Genomic DNA, 18,370 nt, shown 5'->3' on the forward strand with positions numbered 1-18,370 from the left:
AGAATTCAAAGAAAGGTGTGAAAATGGATGGATGCGTATATTGGTGAAATCAGAATGTTTGGCGGGAATTTTGCTCCAGTTGGATGGGCGTTTTGTAATGGCCAAGAAATATCTATTTCTGACAACGAGGCCCTATTTAGTTTGATTGGTACCACTTATGGAGGAGATGGGACTATCACCTTTGCCTTACCAGACTTACGCGGGAGATTACCTGTTCATCAAGGAGTTAGTTCATCAGGGAAACAGTACGATTTAGGTGAAATGGCAGGAACCGAAACAGTTTCATTATCTGTATCACAGCTTCCTAAGCATAGTCATATGGTTTCTGCAGATTCTCAAGAAGGAACAATTGAGAGCCCTGCTAATGCAACGTGGGCAACTAATATGAAGCAATACGCTAAACCAGACGATACCTCAATGATAACATTAAATCCAGATTCGATCAGTTATGTAGGAGAGAGCGGCTCCCATAATAACATGATGCCGTTTCAAGCTTTAAGTTTTATTATCTGCCTGGAAGGATTATTTCCACCGAGAGATTAACACTTTAAAAACAAATAAAGGGGGATATTTATATGTCAGAACCATTTATTGGAGAAATTCGTGCCTTTGCAATTCCCTATGCTCCAAGGGGTTGGGCGACATGTGACGGACAAACTCTGGCCATTGCTGCAAACCCGGCACTATATTCCATACTCGGGACTACATATGGTGGGAATGGAACGACCACCTTTTGTTTACCAAACTTAAATGGAAGAGTTCCTGTTCACTCGGGGAACGGTATACATTTAGGAGAGGCCAGTGGGGAGGAAGGTCATGCACTCTCTATTCAAGAAATGCCAATGCATACGCATCAAGCTAGAGGATCGGAAGCAGCTGCATCTGAATTCAGTATATCCGGAAATACGTGGGCTAAATCCACTACGATGCCCTTTGGAAATTCCTTTACGGCTCAAATGAGTTCAGAGGCTATAGCAATTACTGGTGAAAATACGCCACATTCGAATATGCAGCCTTATTTAGTAGTCAATTATTGTATAGCTCTAACGGGAATATTCCCGCCGAGGGATTAAGAGGGAGGAGAAAAGATGGATCCATATGTCGGCGAAATAAGAATTTTTGCAGGTAATTATGCACCAAAGGGCTGGGCATTTTGTAATGGTCAAATATTATCAATTGCTGGAAACACAGCCTTATTTTCCTTACTTGGTGTCACTTATGGCGGGGATGGAAAGACTACGTTTGCCCTTCCCAATTTGACAGGCAGGGCACCGTTACATCAAGGGACTGGCCCTGGCTTAACGACTCGTTATCTTGGAGAATGGGGAGGAGAGCAGTCGGTAACGTTAGCTTTAAATGAAATTCCAGCTCATAACCACTTGGCCAACGCAAAGGCTGCATCTGGTGAAACAAATCCAACAGAAGCAATATGGGCAAGTGTTCCGGGTGGAAGAGGAGCAACTCCAATGTACGGAAACAAAATCGATACAGACATGAATCCGCAAAATCTGGGAATCACAGGTGGAAGCCTGCCGCATAATAACATGCAGCCCTATTTAGGAGTAAACTTTATCATAGCTTTGGAAGGCGTGTTTCCTCCGCGAAATTAATAACTTCGGAATAAGGTGTTCAATTTTGAACACCTTAATTTAATGCGGAAAAACCTATAATTTTATAAATTATAATAATTTCGACAAATTTCCCCGGAAATAATAAAAAAATTGGTGAAAATAATCGAATATTTTCCTTCTTTGGAATGTATTGTGGTAATATATAAAATTAGGGAAGTATGATTTCGTTAGTAAATGTTGTAAGGAGGATTCGGGGAGTTATGTTTGCAAGGGATATTGGTATTGACCTTGGAACGGCTAACGTTCTGATACATGTTAAGGGGAAAGGGATTGTATTGAATGAGCCATCTGTAGTGGCCATTGATAAAAATTCAAATAAAGTTCTGGCGGTTGGGGAAGAAGCACGCCGAATGGTAGGACGTACACCTGGGAACATCGTAGCAATTCGTCCTTTAAGAGATGGAGTTATTGCAGATTTTGATGTGACAGAAGCAATGCTTAAGCATTTTATTCACAAATTAAATGTAAAAGGTGTTTTATCAAAGCCGAGAATTTTAATTTGCTGTCCGACTAATATTACATCTGTTGAGCAAAAAGCCATTAAAGAAGCAGCAGAAAAAAGCGGCGGGAAAAAAGTTTATTTAGAAGAAGAACCAAAGGTAGCAGCGATCGGAGCAGGAATGGATATTTTCCAGCCGAGCGGGAACATGGTGGTTGATATTGGCGGCGGTACTACAGATATTGCTGTGCTTTCAATGGGTGATATCGTAACCTCATCTTCTATTAAAATTGCCGGTGATAAATTTGATGCTGATATTTTAAATTATATAAAGCGAGAATATAAACTTTTAATTGGTGAAAGAACTGCAGAAAACATTAAAGTATCGATTGCAACGGTCTTTCCTGGATCAAGAAATGAATCAATGGAAATTCGCGGACGTGACATGGTTTCAGGACTTCCAAGAACGATTTCTATTAGTTCTGCAGAAGTGGAAGTCGCTTTGCGTGAATCCGTTTCTGTCATTGTTCAGGCAGCTAAAAGTGTGTTAGAAAGAACTCCGCCTGAGTTATCAGCAGACATCATTGACCGTGGTGTGATTTTAACCGGTGGGGGAGCATTGTTACACGGAATTGATTTGCTCTTAGCGGAAGAACTTAAGGTTCCAGTCTTAATTGCCGACAATCCAATGAATTGTGTTGCTATCGGAACAGGAATCATGCTTGAGAATATCGACCGTATTCCTCGCAGAAAATTAGGATAATGATCAAATAAGACGGCACTTCTCAATCGGGAAGGCCGTTTATTCATAATGTTAAAAAGGAGACACACATGTTCATTCCGACTTGGTTCTTTTATGTTTGTTACGGCTTTGGAGCGATTTTATTTATTAGTGCGGTTTTTACAATGGTTACGGGGAACACGGTTCTCATGGGAAAATTAAGACATAGCGTAACCAATCAGAAAAAGGCAGCAACGGCTTTATCCATTTATTTAGTTGTGTCAGCGATCATTGTTTCGAGTATTCCGCTATTTGCAGCACGAATCGGCAGAGGAGCAGGTTTCATTTTTATCGCTTATCTCCTGTTTTCAGGTATTTTTTGGTATATATTTCAATCTAAATGGGTTGGACCAATTTCTAAACAGCAGCCAAGAAGGTGAGGATTTTTGTCCTCACCTATTTTTTTAGAAAAATATATAGAAAAATTGAACGAATTTTCGTGCTCATTTGTATAAGAGGTATAAAGAGGAAAAGGAGTGGGAGCATGACTTCAGCAGGATGGATTGTGGGGTCGGCAGTTACAGTTATACTTAGTGTAACTTTTTCGATTCTAATTGTTTCATTACAGAAAAGGGTTATGAAAAAGCCAAATGGACAAATAGATTTTAAAAAAACCGATATTTATTTTATATGGACACGCTGGGATACGGTTAATATTATTTGTGCTTTATACGCATTTATTTGTATATTGTGCCTTTTAATCTTTCTTTCAGCGGGTGAATCCATTGAAAATCCTTGGGTTCAGTTTTTTATCCATCAGGGATTTGTATTTACAACGCTGGCGTTCGCGTGGTTGATTAGCCGGGTAGCATTTACGTTAAAAGGTATTAAAGAGCGGTGGAATCATGAGTTTGAATCCAAATGAGGATTATATAGAAGCGTTTTTAAAAGGGGATGACGATGGGATTGCCTGGCTCTACCAACAGTATCGTGTCCCTTTGTATCAGTTTATATACCGTTTTACAAATGAGGAACAGCTTAGTATTGACATAGTGCAAGACACTTTTTTACAGCTGCAAAAGGTTAAGGGACAGTATGATCCAGCAAAAGCATCGATTAAAACATACATTTTTCAAATCGCATACAACCGACTGTTAAATAAATTAAAACGGAGAACGAAACTCAAAAAAATATTGCCCTTCCTGGTAGCAGAATCCCGGGATGTCGATCTTGTAGAACAGCTAAATGTCCGGTTTGCCTTGCAAAAATTAAAGGAAGACCATCGTGCCGTTATTATTCTATCTTACTACCATCGCTTAACAAATGACGAAATCGCAGATGTCCTTAACATCCCGGCTGGTACAGTGAAATCACGTTTGCATCATGCGATTCAGCAATTAAAAAAGATTTTGGAGGTGGATAAGCATGAAAAATGAAGATCCATTTAAAGAAGAAAAGGAAATATCTCATCATTTAGATCAATTTCACGTAACGGTTCCTGATTTCCCTTTGCAAAAAAATTGGATCGATCGTATCAGCGCTCCCTTCTTTGAGGAAGCACCAAATCCCCTTCAAACGGTTTCATTGACTACAACCGCGGTAACTTTAATACAGACGATTCCGGTTGTCGTTGCTATGGCAGTGCCGGTTTTATTAGTGTGGATTTTATAAGTAGAGTTTGAGCCCTTCTTTTGGGGAGTGCTTTTTTAGTTTTATGGGGAAGGGCCGGTTTTGGGTGTTAGTTTTTGAAAAGGAGTGTGAAGGTATGGATTAATCGTGGAGAAATCCTTAAAATTGCAGGAAAATGAGCGGGAATGTATCGAAATAACCGCACTCAAGTGTAGATAACCGAACTCAGAGGGGACATAACCGAACTGAGGAATGAGATAACCGAACTCAGGAGACGATAACCGAACTCACGGAAGTGATAACCGAACTCAAATGCCGATAACCGAACTCACGGAAGCGGTAACTGAACTCAGGAGCGGATAACCGAACTTACGGAAGTGATAACCGAACTCAGAGAAACGGTAACCGAACTCAAGTGCCGGTAACCGAACTCAAATGCCGATAAACGAACTCACGGAAGCGGATAACCGAACTCGCGGAAGCGGATAACCGAACTCACCCAACACAATACCCGAACGCACACTCCGAAAACCGCCAAAAATCCCAACTCATATCCCCCGCAAACCCGCCATTCATCCACCCTAATAAAATAAAAAAATCGAAACTTGTCAAAATAGGTAGATTTTCGGCTGTTTCCATGAGGAAAAATATACTATAATAGTAGGAAAGAAAGAATAGAACGGATGAACTAGTAATCTATCAGCACCAGGAACCTCCGCTATTCCAGAAAAACGTTCGAGGTGAACACGATGTTTAAAGGGTTTTATACAGCGGCGACGGGGATGCTCTCGCAGCAGCGGAAAACGGAAATGTTAACGAACAATTTAGCGAATGTCGATACCCCAGGGTATAAAGCTGATCAGGCTTCACTTCGCGCTTTTCCTGAAATGCTCTTAAATCGTATTGGATCAGCGGAGCTTCCAGTTCAAAATGGTTTTAATGTCCTGACCCAGAATCCAATTGGCGCCATTAATACCGGAGTTTATATGCAGGAGATTACGCCCGATTTTATCCAGGGAGCTCTAAAAGATACAGGGCTGCCAACGGATATGGCTCTTGTTAATGCAATGATGCCAGAGGTGAACGGGCAAGCGGGTTCGGTGTTTTTTAATATAGAACATACTAGCGGAGATACCTATTACACAAGAAATGGGAATTTTTCTGTTGATCCTGAAGGCTTTTTAACTACTGCCCAAGGTTATTATGTGTTAAATAATGCAGGAGAACGGATTCAGGTCAATAGTCAGGACTTTCAAGTGACAGAAGCCGGATTTTTATTAGTAGATGGACAAGTCGTAAACAGACTCGGTATTTCATACGCAGAAAATCCTTTACTCTTAATGAAAGACGGTAACGGATTATTCCGGTTAGAAGAAGGCGAGCTTCCGCTTGCATACGGACAAGCAGGAGTAGAATTCAATCTATATCAAGGTTCATTAGAACGCTCGAATGTTGATTCCGCTAAGGCGATGACAGACCTGCTCGCAAGCTACCGTACATTCGAAGCCAACCAAAAAGTGTTGCAGGCCTATGACAAAAGTATGGATAAGGCCGTTAATGAAATAGGTAAAATCGGATAGGTTTTTACATACAAATAAATAGGGGGGAGATCGCATGAATCGCTCCATGATCGTTGCCGCGAACACGATGTCGCAGCTTCAGCAAAAGATGGATGTAATCAGTAACAATATCGCAAACGTTCAAACGAATGGATATAAACGGAGAGAAGCTTCCTTTACAGAGCTTTTGGCACAGCAGTTTAACAACCAGCCTCATGACGAACTAGAGGTAGGAAGAAATACGCCAAATGGAATTCGCCAAGGCGTGGGAGCTGGAGTGGCGCAATCGCAAATGGTCATGTCACAAGGCAATATGATTACGACCGGACGCGAATTAGATGTAGCTTTTACAACAGAAGGGCAGTATCTTACCGTCCTCGTACCAGGTGAAAATACGGATGAAATCCAGTATACTCGGGACGGGAGTCTTTACTGGTCACCGCTTAATGATACACAAGTGATGCTTGTTACGAGTGAAGGGAATCCTGTATTAGATGAAAATGAAGCGCCGATTGTTGTAAACGGAACACCAACAGAGGTAAGTGTTTCGCCGACAGGCCAGATCCGTGTTACCACTGAAAATGGGGACCAAGCCTGGAATTTAGGGGTCATTCAGATAAATCGGCCGCAAGCATTGGTTCAACAAGGCGGCAACAGGATTGCACTTCCTGACAATCTTGCTGAATTAGGTGTAGAATTAGAGGAAATCCTAACACCAATGAATGGTGCACTTCGGGAAAACATTGCGATGCAACAGGGCGCATTAGAACAGTCAAATGTGGACCTCAGCGTTGAAATGACGGATTTAATACAAGCCCAGCGGTCTTATCAATTCCAGTCACGGGCGATTTCGCTTTCTGATCAAATGATGGGACTCATTAACGGGATTCGATAAAAAGTTTTAAAAGGGAAGATGATTCACCTTTAAGACGTTGTTTAAAGGAGTTTTAGAATGGATATGGTAGAAAAAACGGAAGAAACGACCTCCAGAGAAGAACGGAAGAATCGAAGAAAACTGCTTAAGCAGGAAAAAGCTGACGTCAGACAGAATATTACTTCTGTCAGAAGAATACGGATTCGGCTTATTCCAATATGGGCTCGCGTTTTAATTGTCCTGCTTTTAATTGTATTATGTGTAATGACAGGTCTCATGGTTGGCTATGGTGTTATTGGGGAAGGAAATCCAACCGATGTCTTAAAATGGGAGACATGGCAGCATGTCATAGATCTTGTCAATGCACCATAATTTACAGGAGGTTTCTATGTTAAATATTGAAGAAATTAAAGAAATTATTCCGCACCGTTATCCATTCCTTTTAGTTGACCGCATCTTAGAAGTTGAAGAAGGAAAAAGAGCGGTCGGGATAAAAAATGTCTCAGCCAATGAAGAATTTTTCAACGGACATTTTCCAGAGTACGCAGTCATGCCAGGCGTTCTCATTGTTGAAGCACTGGCTCAGGTCGGAGCAGTCGCGATGCTAAAAAGCGAAGAAAATCGCGGCCGTCTTGCCTTTTTTGCCGGAATTGACAGCTGCCGCTTCAAGCGTCAGGTAGTGCCGGGAGACCAGCTTCGTCTTGAAGTCGAAATGGTCCGTTTCCGCGGTGCTATTGGAAAAGGCAAAGGTGTTGCAACTGTCGACGGCGAAGTTGCGTGTGAAGTGGAAATTATGTTTGCCTTAGGGGACAAAAAAGCATAATTGTACATAGGATAAAGGATCTTCTGTTATAGAGGGTCCTTTTTCGTTTATAATAAAAAGGAAATATGTAAAGGAAGGTGACCAAAATGGCCAAAAGCAAGGCTAGAAAAAAACGTGAACATATTCTGCGAAACTCCGGCCGGGATGTAACTATCATAAGAGGAGAGCAGCCGGAGTTTAGCACTCACGAACGAAAAACAAAAACCAAAATTGAAATTCAAAAAAGAATGATCAGCAAACATAAAAAGCGATTCCTTCAAAACCAAAATGAAGAGGGAATCGCTTTTTATTTTGTAAAAAAGGGTTGGTTACAGTTCGAAGTAGCGTACATATAAAATAACGAAAGGATGAGTTCACCATGGGAATTGCATTAGCATTTCTATCCGGCCTTAGCTTTGCTTTGGGAAACATTGTGGCGAAGATCGCATTAGATCAATCCGCGATCCGCTACTCTTTGTGGATTACTTCCTTTGTGAATTTTGCGGTGTTTGGGTTGATTGATATGGTTTATCGGTTAGTCGTTAGTAAGCCAGCTCCTATTAATTTTGCTGGATTACTTTTCTTTTTGGTGGCCGGTTTATTGACTACCTATTTAGGAAGAAAAACATTATATATTAGCTTTCAATACATCGGTCCCTCGCGGGGATCCGCGATTAAAAATAGTTCACCCATCTTTACTCTCCTTGTGGCCTTGTTTATCTTTGATGAGACCATCTCTTTTTACTCGGCTATTGGGGTTGCGATTGTCCTTGCTGGGATTCTGCTTCAGGCGGTGATTCTCTTTCAGGAGAACGGAAAAGCGGAAAGCGCCGTATGGCATGGCTATCTGGTCGCCGTTATATGTGCAATTTGTTTTGGAGTAGGACTAGCGGTGCGGGGACCAGGAATGGAACATATCCCAGACCCTTACTTTGGCGCCTTTATGAGTGGTGTTGTTACTTTCTTTTTTGCGAGTGTCGAGGAGGTTTGCCGCTATGGCGTGAGGGATTTTTTCTCTTTTTTAAGAAACTGTTTAAAACGGGAAAACTGGCTTTTTTATGTGGCCGGGCTTTGCACCTCAATCGGTGTCGGAACGTTCTTTCTGGCCTTACAATTCCTCGAGGTATCCCTAGTCTCCACCATCGCAGCGATCGATCCGATTCTTACCATTTTATTAAGTGTGATTATCTTGAAGCGTGCTGAAAACATTACGAGATGGACAGTTTTATCGGCAATTGTGGTTTTATTGGGGGTTGCGTTTATTATGATGGGGGAGTGAGGGGTACAATAAGTTACTGATTTCGATAAAACGAGGATTAGTCGGAAACCCGGGTGGGATGAGTTCGGTAAAACGAGATTGAGTTCGGTAACAGGAGTACTGAGTACGATTATATGAAGTTGAGTTCGGAAAACCGGGTTCTGAGTTCGGTAAAACCATCTCGAGTTCCCTAAAACCAATGCTGAGTTCGGTTAAATAGGTGCTGAGTTCTGTAAAAGGATTCTGAGTTCTGTAAAACGGTGTTGAGTTCGTTAAAAAAAATGCTGATTTAATAAAAGTAAGGAAAAATACCTCTCATCAAAAAAATTATTCATTAAATACAGGATTTCAATCTTTATAAGCGAATTTTATAAAGGAAAATAATAAAGGAGTGAAGATATGATCGAAAAATACCGCGTAGTTCCCGATCAAATAATTAAAGAAATTGCTTTAAGCCGACGGTTACCCCTAAATCATTATCTACAACCCACTTTAAAATCCTCAATTAATATTGGAAAGGCCGGTTATAAAGGCGAAAAAGAAGTCGATTACTATCTAGAACTTTTGCCTAATGATAAATTTCGGATTTTCCAAGGCATCCGATTACCCCGTGATAGCTATTTTTTTCAAATGGATAATCTTATTCTATTACCTGAGTTTATACTTATTATTGAAGTTAAAAATATTGAAGGAACCCTGTTTTTTGATCAGGAACACAATCAATTTTATCGGATAAGTAGGCTTACTAAGGAAAGGCAAAAAATGAATGATCCATTTAAACAAGTGAAACGACATAGAAAACAGTTATTTCAATGGATGGCGAAACACGGTTTTCCTTTAGTACCAATTGAGTACTTAGTGGTTAACACCAATGAAGATACCTTATTTGACTCAAGCGGAAATCAACATGATATGTTTGAGAAAATTATACATTCAGAGTATTTACTAGAAAAAGTGTATAAACTCGAGCAAAAGTATCAGAAGGAATACCTAAATGATAAGGATCTAAGAAAATTATCTAAGCAATTGTTAAAAGCAGATACCCCTTTAATATTTGATATCAGACAATTTTACAAATTTGACGATGCAGACCTTATAAAAGGAGTCCGATGCCCCCAATGTAATACAGTTCCAATGACATGGTATAAAAGAGCTTGGCAATGTGATAAATGTAAGCACCGATCGAAGGATGCCCACAAACCCGCACTTCACGATTTTTTCCTCTTAATTTCTCCGGCCACTACCAACCTAAAATGCAGAGAGTTTTTAAAATGTGACTCCACTGATACAATCCGTTATTTACTTAAATCAATGAATTTTAAAACAAAGGGTATAAAGAAAGGAATGCAATACACCCTTAGCTTCCCCCCTTCCCAAATATTAAAATAAGGGAAAATAGTCCAGCCTAGATTAACATGAACGTAAATGTTCTGTGTCTTTCTTTACAGCTTGTCCCACTTTCTTCCCAACTTGGTGATTTAAGGTTTTAAACCATAAAAATAAGTCTAAACAAAGAGGGAGTAAGCGCTGCTCAACCCTTTTCACTGTTCATGGAAGCTTCCTTCACAGTGGCTAGCCACGCCTAAATGTATTTTTTTTACAAAAAAAATTTAAAAAACATGTAAGATTTTTTTCGACTTGGGCAATATATATTCGAGACCCAAGAGGTCAAAGTCCAAAAAGAATGAATGAAAGGGGCTAATCAAGTGAAAAAGAAGCTTTTAACACTTTTAAGTGGTTCTGTTTTAGCAGCTATGTTTATAGCTGGTTGTGCTGCCGATGACCAAAATCCTCCTCCAGAAGATGATGTCATCGAGGATGATAATGGTGTAATCGATGAAAATGGAAACAACGATATGAATGGTAATGGCGGCAACAACGGCGGAAACGGAAACGTTGGAAATGGTAACGGCGGAAATGGAACCAATGGTAACAACGGCAATGGCGATGATCTAATCGAAGGTGAGGGTCCAGTCGATGAACTCGAAGAAGGACTTGATCCAAACGAAGACGATAACAACCAATAAATGCTAAATTGATAAAGGACAGGCTCCCCTAAAAGAGAATCTGTCCTTTATTTTGTGGAGTTTTGATTGATGAGTTTATTTATTTGAATATCTAACATCATCAAGTACATACTAATTTAAACATCTCTGATGCCTCCATCTCCCTAAACCCCCACACCACCTTCCATATTATTTCATCAACGTGACATATTTCCTATTTAGTTTACATATTATTTACTCTATTATAAATGTAGTAAAAATTGACAAGAATTCAACATTTATTGTAAAAATTAGCTTATAATAGAAGTTATTACTGTAAAATTTCTAAATATTTCAAATAGGAAAAAGGAGTTATATTTTATGTTATATCCCAAGACTGAAGAAACCATTGAACTGCTGCAGCAGCTTGTATCCATCCCGAGTCCTTCGGGCAATACATATGAAGTAATTTCATTTGTTGAAAAATTTTTAACCCAATTGGGTGTAGAGAATTACAAAAACCGCAAAGGCGGGTTAATCGCGACACTGCCGGGCAAAGACAACACACAGCATCGAATGCTGACAGCTCACGTTGATACTTTAGGGGCGATTGTGAAAGAAATTAAACCCAGTGGCCGTCTTCGGTTAGACTTGATCGGAGGCTTCCGCTATAACTCAATTGAAGGGGAATACTGCGAGATCGAAACAAGATCGGGGAAAAAATATACGGGAACCATCCTGATGCACCAAACATCGGTCCATGTTTATAAGGATGCAGAAAAGGCGGAAAGAAACCAGGTAAACATGGAAGTTCGGATCGATGAAGTGGTACATAACATTGAGGATGTGCGCAATCTCGGGATCGAGGTAGGAGACTTCGTTTCATTTGATCCGCGGGTACAAACAACAGAAAGTGGATACATCAAGTCGCGTCACCTAGATGACAAAGCAAGTGTTTCGATTTTACTTCAATTAATTAAACATCTAAAGCAAAATAACATTGAACTGCCATATACAACTCACTTCTTAATTTCAAATAATGAAGAAATCGGATACGGTGGGAACTCAAACGTGACACCAGAAACTGTTGAGTATTTAGCAGTAGATATGGGGGCAATCGGTGATGGTCAGTCGACAGATGAGTACACCGTATCCATTTGTGTGAAGGATGCAAGCGGCCCTTATCATTACCAATTACGAAAAAAATTAATTGAAATCGCTGAAGAAAATGGAATCGGCTATAAATTAGATATCTATCCATACTACGGTTCCGACGCATCGGCCGCGATTCGTTCCGGACACGATATTGTTCACGGTCTTATTGGCCCTGGAATTGACGCATCTCATGCATATGAGAGAACCCATAAATCTTCTATTGAAAATACAACAAAGCTGATCTACCATTACTTGCAATCTAAAATGATTTTATAAAAAGCAATTGACACCGTTTCAGTTTAATCTGAAACGGTGTCTTCATTTATAGCAATCTAAGCTTGTCCTTTTTTCATTTTATCTAAAATTAAAGATAATAAATCAGTTTTATTAACTCCGTATTGAATAGCCTGATTAAGAAGATACATCCATTCTTGATCTATTTTTTTTATTGAATTTTTAGTAAGGCATTCATTTAGCATATCAATACTTATATTAAGTGTATACGCAATTTTGGAGAGAATTTCAAGCGGTGGATTTTGTACAATATTATTTTCAATGTCGTATAAATAATTCGACGATAAACCAGTTATTTCAGCAATATCTGTGAGCATCATCCGATGCTTCTGGCGGTAATAACGAATAACTTCTCCGACCATTTTATCACTCCCCATTGGATTTACGTTCATTATAAAGAACATATTGTAATTTGTAAATATCAATAATGTAATATTTATAGCGAAAAATTGCTGCATTTAATATTAGATCTGTTCTTTTTAAATAACAAAAGAGAAACAGAGGGACGGTTCTTGCGTTTCATGAAACGCAAGAACCGTCCCTTCGTTTTAAATCAATTGATCTAAAGCAAACACATCATGGTTTTCAAATTCCTTGATGATTTTGGGAGTCAGCAAAAGGTTCATCTCATCCTTCGAACACCAGCGTGAATCAGTATGTTCCTTTGATAGGGTGACAATCTTGCTATTACTGCTGCATAAATAGGATAGCATCACAACTTGTTTAGTTGGATTTGGGTGAAAGGTGGTGGCATATAAAATTCTCTCAACTGTAACACGTAACCCTGTTTCCTCCTGAACTTCTCGTACGAGGGCTGTTTCCAGATCTTCTCCAAATTCAATTTTCCCGCTAGCACATTCCCAAGTTCCGCCGCCAACTTCCTCTTCCTCTGCACGCTTTACAAGTAAAACCTTGCCCTCATTTACAATGACCCCTTTTACGACCACTAAGATTTTGTTTTCACGTATCATCTTTGCACCTTTATCTTTTTCTATTTATTATAACAGCCCGTCCTTTTTCCAAAAATACACATCCCGTATTTTTCCGAATAACTTCCCCCCAGAAGCAAACGCTAAAAACAAAAAATGGATCGGAACAGGGGGACGGTTCTTGCGTTTCAAAAGCGCAACAAAGGGACGGTTCTTGCGTCTCAGAAATGAGAATGAAACAAAAGAACCGTCCCTCCGTTTCAAATATGACAGGTTTCGATATAAATTGACGTAATATTACAAGTTTTTCTTTGGCAAGTCGAAAAATTTATGATAAGGTAAAATAATGTATATGTGATTGATGAATTTGTAGGGGGTCATTTCTCGAACATGAAAAGTGAACTTACACCAGGAGTAAAAATAAGTATAACCAGATCCATCACGACTGCATTTGAGCAATATATGGCAAACATCGGGTGGAGCGACAAATTGTATAGCTTGCCTGAATTTGTGAAGGAATGGCGGATCTACATTGAAAATCATGCATCCTGGTATGATAAATTGAGCCATGAGGTGAAATCCTCTCCAGAATTCCACCAGTTTTTGGCGGATAAAATCAATGAAACGTTAGAAAAAATTCTGTCTGAGGAACCGTCGGAAGAACAAATGAAGGAAATGGAAGAGCTTGAGAAACAACTCGGCCGAGAAATTGACTACTCATGCAAGCTCGAAGCGAAATATTGGATTGAAACGCTTAAAAAAAAACAGAACAGCTAAAGCCTGCTTCTGAAAAAGATTTTCGCTACGCAGCTCTTCTGTATCACACGGCGTTCGACGAGGAACTGGTAGATAGAGGCTATACGAAGCAAGACCTCGACTACATCATAGAACTATCGCAAAAAAAGCTCTACATAGACGAGCTTCATCAGCAAAGTGAATGGGGCTTTGATCCGGACGATGACCATAATCACAAGCCGCTTCACTAGTAAATAGAGGGGACATCCCCAGTAAAAAAGCTCCCAGGCACCAGGCTTGGGGAGCTTTCGTTTTAAAAATTAAAATCAACTTCTTTATTTTCCTGTTTTTCGTAACCTTTCATGTATGTAATTCTGCGTTGGATTGCAGAATTTGAGACTTGTTCATCAGCATGGTAAGAGGATCTCACTAATGGGCCAGATTCACAATGACGGAAACCTTTTTCTAGTGCGATTTCTTTTAATTCTTTAAATTCATCTGGATGATAGTAGCGCTCGACAGGCAAGTGTTGTTTCGTCGGCTGTAAATACTGACCGATCGTCATGATATCGACATTGTGAGCCAGTAGGTCATCCATTGCCTGCAGGATTTCTTCTTTTGTTTCGCCTAAACCAACCATAATACTGGATTTGGTTGGTGTATCTGGCGAAATCTCTTTCACTCGCTTCAATAATTCTAGAGAACGTTCATAAGTCGCTTTCGCACGTACACGTTTTGTTAGTCTGCGAACGGTTTCGATATTATGGTTAAAGATATCAGGCTTACTGTCCATCAATGTATGTAGACTTTCATAATCACCTTTCATGTCTGAAGGCAGGACTTCAATCGTACATCCCGGATTTTTTCGGCGAATCGCGCGAACCGTTTCCGCAAATACGGCTGCACCGCCATCATTTAAATCATCACGGGCAACAGCAGTTACGACAACATGCTTTAACCCCATAATTTGAACTGAATCAGCAACACGTTCTGGTTCACCCCAGTCTAGCTCTGTTGGCATCCCCGTTTTAACGGCACAGAAACGGCATGCCCTCGTACAAATGTCGCCAAGAATCATAAATGTTGCGGTTTTTCGTTCACTCCAGCACTCATGGATGTTTGGGCAACGCGCTTCTTCACAAACAGTGTTGAGACGTTTTTCTCGCATTAATTTTTTTAAACCGGTAAAAGATTGGTTTGTATTAATTTTGGTTTTAAGCCATTCTGGTTTCCTCACATATTCTGTTTGCTTAGTCATTTCTGATCACCTCTTTAGCGTTTTGTACGGCCTGATGATGTTGATCCTCATATTTTTTTGCAATTTTCTCTACTTCTTCCCATTGTGCTTGCGACAGTTCAAAAGGAATTGGATTGATTCCAAGCCCTTCTTTAAAACCTTCCAGAAAAGCGGCTTCCACACGTTCTAAACTCACATCTTCTTGCTTAATTTCTCTAATGGCAGTTGCTTTTTGATGGAATTTCCCTTTTTTATTTTGACGGATGGATTCATTGGGAAAGTTGAAAAGATCAAAAAGCAAATCAACATTCATGGAAATCGGAATCGATCCATGCTGCAATAAAGTTCCTTTTTTTCGGATCTGAGCATTTCCAGATACTTTTTTCCCTTCATAAACAAGTTCATAAAAGGCTGGCCGCTCAAAACAAACAGCACTCGATTGATCCCTCTTTAATTGGTTGGAGTAGTCTACATCAATTCCAAGTTGTTTATACCCTAAGAGTAAGCCTTTTGAAAGTTTCAGATAGGCTTCTCTAATAGAAGAAGGGATATCCGGATGATTCTCACTGATTACAATACTGTAAGTGAGTTCATCGTCATGAAGCACTGCACTGCCGCCTGTCATGCGACGTACGATTTCACATTTGTTTCGTTTAATTGCTTCTAAATGAATCGTTGAAAGATCCTGAAAGTATCCAAGTGATAGACTTGGATTTTTCCAACTATAAAAACGTAACGTTGGAGGAATGAGTCCATTACTATTCCACTGAAGCAATGCTTCGTCTAACGCCATATTCATGGCTGCCGACATTGCATCAGTATGTAGAAATCCCCACTGCTGTTCCATTTGCTTTCCTCCTTTGTGATAAAAGACAAAGGGTTTAATTTTCAACCCAATTAAAACAATAACGCAAATGTCACCTTTTATAAAGGTCCTTTAGACTATTTGTCGGAACGGAAAGATTTGTTTAATTTTAGTTTGAAAATCAAATTAAATAAGTGGAAGGTTTTTGATTTATGGTTGGTTTTAAAAAAGAAGAATTATTTGAGATTATTCAAAAAAAACATGTGACGAGTATTGTTTTCTCGATTACCAAAGAAGAAAATTACCGGATAGCATAAAAATCGGGGGGACATTACCTTACAGAAGCACATTAGTATTTTAATTGATTGAGTGGAGTAGGGAGGGGGTCTGTCACCCCCTCCTACTTAATTTATTAGTTGGCCAAAACTTCTTCTGGCTGCTGAATACTCATAGAAGGTCCAAAGAACTCAAAGTGGATTTGATTCTCAGACACTCCCATTTCCTTGAGAGTAGCATAGATATGCTTCATAAAGCTAACAGGACCGCAGAAGTAAAACTGACTTTTTGCCACATTTGGTACAATTTCATCTAACCATTCTTTTGTTACAAAGCCCTCTTTATGGAAACGTCCTTCTTGCTTATCCTCATCAGTAGGCGCACTATAGCAAGCATAATACTGAAGTGTCGGATGGTTTAAGTTTTTCGCTAAAATATCTTCACGGAATGCATGAACCTGACCGTTGCGAACGGCCTGAACCATCACGATTTCACGCTCCGGCTGAGTCTCGAGTACGTGATTCATCATACTCATTAAAGGAGTTGTTCCGACTCCTCCAGCTAGGAGAACAATTGGATCGTTAGAGTCTATTTCAATCGTAAAATCACCGGCTGGTGCACTTGCTAACAGCTGGTCACCCTCATTGATTTGGTCATGTAAAAAGTTCGTAACGACACCATCTGGATGAAAGCCGTCCTTTTCACGCTTCACGCTAATCCGGTAGTAGTCTCTGCCAGGTACGTCAGATAAGCTGTACTGACGAATATGGGTATATTCTTCCCCAGGAATCTGATCTAATTTTAAACTGATATATTGTCCGGGGATAAAGCTTGGCAGTGCACGATTATCAACTGGTTTTAAGTAGAAAGATGTAATCTCGTCACTTTCTTTAACTTTTTGAACAACTGAAAATGGAATAAAATCATCCCAGCCAGCCGCGTCATACATTTCTTTTTCCACACCGATAAAGGCATCCGCAATCACTCCATAAGCCTCAGCCCACGCATTAATAATTTCATCAGTAGCCGCATCGCCAAAAACATCCTTGATCGCCGCAAGCAGGTTTTCGCCGACAATTGGATAATGCTCCGGTTTAACCCCAAGACTTCTATGTTTATGAGCAATTTGTTTCACAACCGGAATAATTTCTTCTAAACGGTCAATGTAAACAGCCGCTACATATACCGTATTCGCTAAAGCGGTTTGCTGTCTGCCTTTCCGTTGGTTCGCATGATTAAAAATATTCAATAATTCAGGGTGGTTTTCAAACATCATTTGATAGAATCTCTTCGTAATTTTTGTCCCATGTTCCTCTAACACTGGAACCGTAGACTTCACAATATCAATCGTTTTTTGACTTAACATATCAGGTCACCTCTTGTAAAAGATGTATTACAAATATATCTTTACATGAATCTCGATTAAAAGATATATAACAAATACATCTTTAACAAATCCGACAAATCTTCTTGGCAATTTTGTGAATGAAACAGAGGGACGGTTCTTGCGTTTCATGAAACGCAAGAACCGTCCCTCTGTTTCAAAAAAAGGATCCTTTTTGAACAATAAAATGCTCTAAAGGATCCTCGATATATAAACTATGGTAGGGAAAACCTAAAGGAATGATTAGTCGACCATCTTCAAAAATTCATAACGCTCGTATTCACGAATTTTACGAGGCAGGAATCTGCGAATCTCATCTTCGTTATACCCAACATTTAATCTTTTTTCATCCATGATGATCGGTCTGCGCAGCATAGATGGGTTATCATGAATTAATTGATATAATTCCTTAAGCGGAAGCGTGTCGATGTCTACATTAAGCTTTTGGAAAGCCTTAGATTTTGTTGAAATAATTTCTTCTGTTCCATCTTCTGTCATGCGCAGTATTTCTTTAATTTCATTAATTGTAAGCGGCTGAGAGAAGATGTTTCTTTCAATATAATCAACTTCATGCTCTTCCAGCCATGCTTTGGCTTTGCGGCATGATGTACAGCTTGGTGATGTATATAAAATTACCATAATGATAACACCCCTAAC

At 39.7% G+C, this 18,370-nt stretch carries 24 protein-coding genes; 18 read left to right on the plus strand and 6 right to left on the minus strand.

Annotated features, from left to right (window positions below; all coding sequences use genetic code 11):
- Positions 1-27: 27 nt before the first annotated feature.
- From CRO56_RS01635 to CRO56_RS01715, 17 genes are all read left to right on the plus strand, one after another.
- On the plus strand, positions 28-543 hold the full coding sequence (locus CRO56_RS01635; RefSeq protein ID WP_097156846.1) for a phage tail protein: 516 nt from the start codon (positions 28-30) through the stop codon (positions 541-543).
- 32 nt (positions 544-575) lie between these two features.
- A complete protein-coding gene (locus tag CRO56_RS01640) occupies positions 576-1,073 on the plus strand; it encodes a phage tail protein (protein ID WP_097156847.1) in 498 nt (165 codons plus the stop codon).
- A gap of 15 nt (positions 1,074-1,088) precedes the next feature.
- Positions 1,089-1,610, plus strand: coding sequence for a phage tail protein (locus tag CRO56_RS01645; protein WP_097156848.1), 522 nt, complete (start codon positions 1,089-1,091; stop codon positions 1,608-1,610).
- 221 nt (positions 1,611-1,831) lie between these two features.
- On the plus strand, positions 1,832-2,833 hold the full coding sequence (gene mreB / locus CRO56_RS01650) for a rod shape-determining protein (RefSeq protein ID WP_097156849.1): 1,002 nt from the start codon (positions 1,832-1,834) through the stop codon (positions 2,831-2,833).
- A gap of 68 nt (positions 2,834-2,901) precedes the next feature.
- Entirely contained in the window at positions 2,902-3,231 is a 330-nt protein-coding gene (locus CRO56_RS01655) for a hypothetical protein (RefSeq protein ID WP_097156850.1), read from the plus strand.
- Between the two features lie 104 nt (positions 3,232-3,335).
- Positions 3,336-3,716, plus strand: a complete 381-nt coding sequence (locus tag CRO56_RS01660; protein WP_097156851.1) for a hypothetical protein — start codon at positions 3,336-3,338, stop codon at positions 3,714-3,716.
- A gap of 7 nt (positions 3,717-3,723) precedes the next feature.
- Positions 3,724-4,227, plus strand: a complete 504-nt coding sequence (locus tag CRO56_RS01665; RefSeq protein WP_425427167.1) for an RNA polymerase sigma factor — start codon at positions 3,724-3,726, stop codon at positions 4,225-4,227.
- Positions 4,217-4,462: a hypothetical protein gene (locus CRO56_RS01670; protein ID WP_097156853.1), complete on the plus strand. Its 246-nt coding sequence runs from the start codon at positions 4,217-4,219 to the stop codon at positions 4,460-4,462. The genes CRO56_RS01665 and CRO56_RS01670 overlap by 11 nt, the downstream gene beginning before the upstream one ends.
- A gap of 707 nt (positions 4,463-5,169) precedes the next feature.
- Positions 5,170-6,000 (plus strand): flagellar hook-basal body protein, encoded by an 831-nt coding sequence (locus CRO56_RS01675; protein WP_097156854.1) that lies wholly within the window; start codon positions 5,170-5,172, stop codon positions 5,998-6,000.
- A 34-nt stretch (positions 6,001-6,034) separates the two neighbouring features.
- A complete protein-coding gene (locus CRO56_RS01680) occupies positions 6,035-6,874 on the plus strand; it encodes a flagellar hook-basal body protein (protein WP_097156855.1) in 840 nt (279 codons plus the stop codon).
- A gap of 57 nt (positions 6,875-6,931) precedes the next feature.
- On the plus strand, positions 6,932-7,225 hold the full coding sequence (locus tag CRO56_RS01685) for a DNA-directed RNA polymerase subunit beta (RefSeq protein ID WP_097156856.1): 294 nt from the start codon (positions 6,932-6,934) through the stop codon (positions 7,223-7,225).
- Positions 7,226-7,241: 16 nt separating this feature from the next.
- Positions 7,242-7,676, plus strand: a complete 435-nt coding sequence (fabZ, locus tag CRO56_RS01690) for a 3-hydroxyacyl-ACP dehydratase FabZ (protein WP_097156857.1) — start codon at positions 7,242-7,244, stop codon at positions 7,674-7,676.
- 86 nt (positions 7,677-7,762) lie between these two features.
- On the plus strand, positions 7,763-8,011 hold the full coding sequence (locus CRO56_RS01695; RefSeq protein WP_097156858.1) for a hypothetical protein: 249 nt from the start codon (positions 7,763-7,765) through the stop codon (positions 8,009-8,011).
- Between the two features lie 23 nt (positions 8,012-8,034).
- Positions 8,035-8,934 (plus strand): DMT family transporter, encoded by a 900-nt coding sequence (locus tag CRO56_RS01700; RefSeq protein WP_097156859.1) that lies wholly within the window; start codon positions 8,035-8,037, stop codon positions 8,932-8,934.
- Between the two features lie 378 nt (positions 8,935-9,312).
- Positions 9,313-10,302: a nuclease-related domain-containing protein gene (locus CRO56_RS01705; RefSeq protein WP_097156860.1), complete on the plus strand. Its 990-nt coding sequence runs from the start codon at positions 9,313-9,315 to the stop codon at positions 10,300-10,302.
- A gap of 317 nt (positions 10,303-10,619) precedes the next feature.
- Positions 10,620-10,940, plus strand: coding sequence for a hypothetical protein (locus CRO56_RS01710; protein ID WP_142305171.1), 321 nt, complete (start codon positions 10,620-10,622; stop codon positions 10,938-10,940).
- Positions 10,941-11,279: 339 nt separating this feature from the next.
- Positions 11,280-12,329 carry a M42 family metallopeptidase gene (locus CRO56_RS01715; RefSeq protein ID WP_097156862.1) on the plus strand — a complete coding sequence of 350 codons (1,050 nt, stop codon included), beginning with the start codon at positions 11,280-11,282 and terminating at the stop codon, positions 12,327-12,329.
- Positions 12,330-12,385: 56 nt separating this feature from the next.
- Here CRO56_RS01715 and CRO56_RS01720 read toward each other — a convergent pair whose 3' ends face one another.
- On the minus strand, positions 12,386-12,709 hold the full coding sequence (locus CRO56_RS01720) for a helix-turn-helix domain-containing protein (protein ID WP_179714135.1): 324 nt from the start codon (positions 12,707-12,709) through the stop codon (positions 12,386-12,388).
- Between the two features lie 186 nt (positions 12,710-12,895).
- Entirely contained in the window at positions 12,896-13,318 is a 423-nt protein-coding gene (locus tag CRO56_RS01725; protein ID WP_097156864.1) for an NUDIX hydrolase, read from the minus strand.
- Positions 13,319-13,666: 348 nt separating this feature from the next.
- Between CRO56_RS01725 and CRO56_RS01730 the strand changes: the two genes are divergently transcribed.
- A complete protein-coding gene (locus tag CRO56_RS01730) occupies positions 13,667-14,053 on the plus strand; it encodes a hypothetical protein (protein ID WP_097156865.1) in 387 nt (128 codons plus the stop codon).
- Between the two features lie 271 nt (positions 14,054-14,324).
- Here the strand turns inward: CRO56_RS01730 and lipA are convergent, their stop codons facing one another.
- The 4 genes from lipA to spxA form a co-directional block, all read right to left on the minus strand.
- Positions 14,325-15,269 (minus strand): lipoyl synthase, encoded by a 945-nt coding sequence (gene lipA, locus CRO56_RS01740; protein ID WP_097156867.1) that lies wholly within the window; start codon positions 15,267-15,269, stop codon positions 14,325-14,327.
- Entirely contained in the window at positions 15,262-16,095 is an 834-nt protein-coding gene (locus CRO56_RS01745) for a lipoate--protein ligase family protein (protein ID WP_097156868.1), read from the minus strand. Before CRO56_RS01745 ends, lipA begins: the two co-directional genes overlap by 8 nt.
- Before the next feature lie 370 nt (positions 16,096-16,465).
- Positions 16,466-17,695, minus strand: a complete 1,230-nt coding sequence (gene hmpA / locus CRO56_RS01750; protein ID WP_097156869.1) for an NO-inducible flavohemoprotein — start codon at positions 17,693-17,695, stop codon at positions 16,466-16,468.
- Positions 17,696-17,956: 261 nt separating this feature from the next.
- Positions 17,957-18,352: a transcriptional regulator SpxA gene (gene spxA / locus CRO56_RS01755; protein ID WP_097156870.1), complete on the minus strand. Its 396-nt coding sequence runs from the start codon at positions 18,350-18,352 to the stop codon at positions 17,957-17,959.
- Between the last annotated feature and the right edge of the window lie 18 nt (positions 18,353-18,370).

The sequence above is a fragment of the Bacillus oleivorans genome (genome assembly GCF_900207585.1).
Lineage (GTDB): Bacteria > Bacillota > Bacilli > Bacillales > JC228 > Bacillus_BF > Bacillus_BF oleivorans.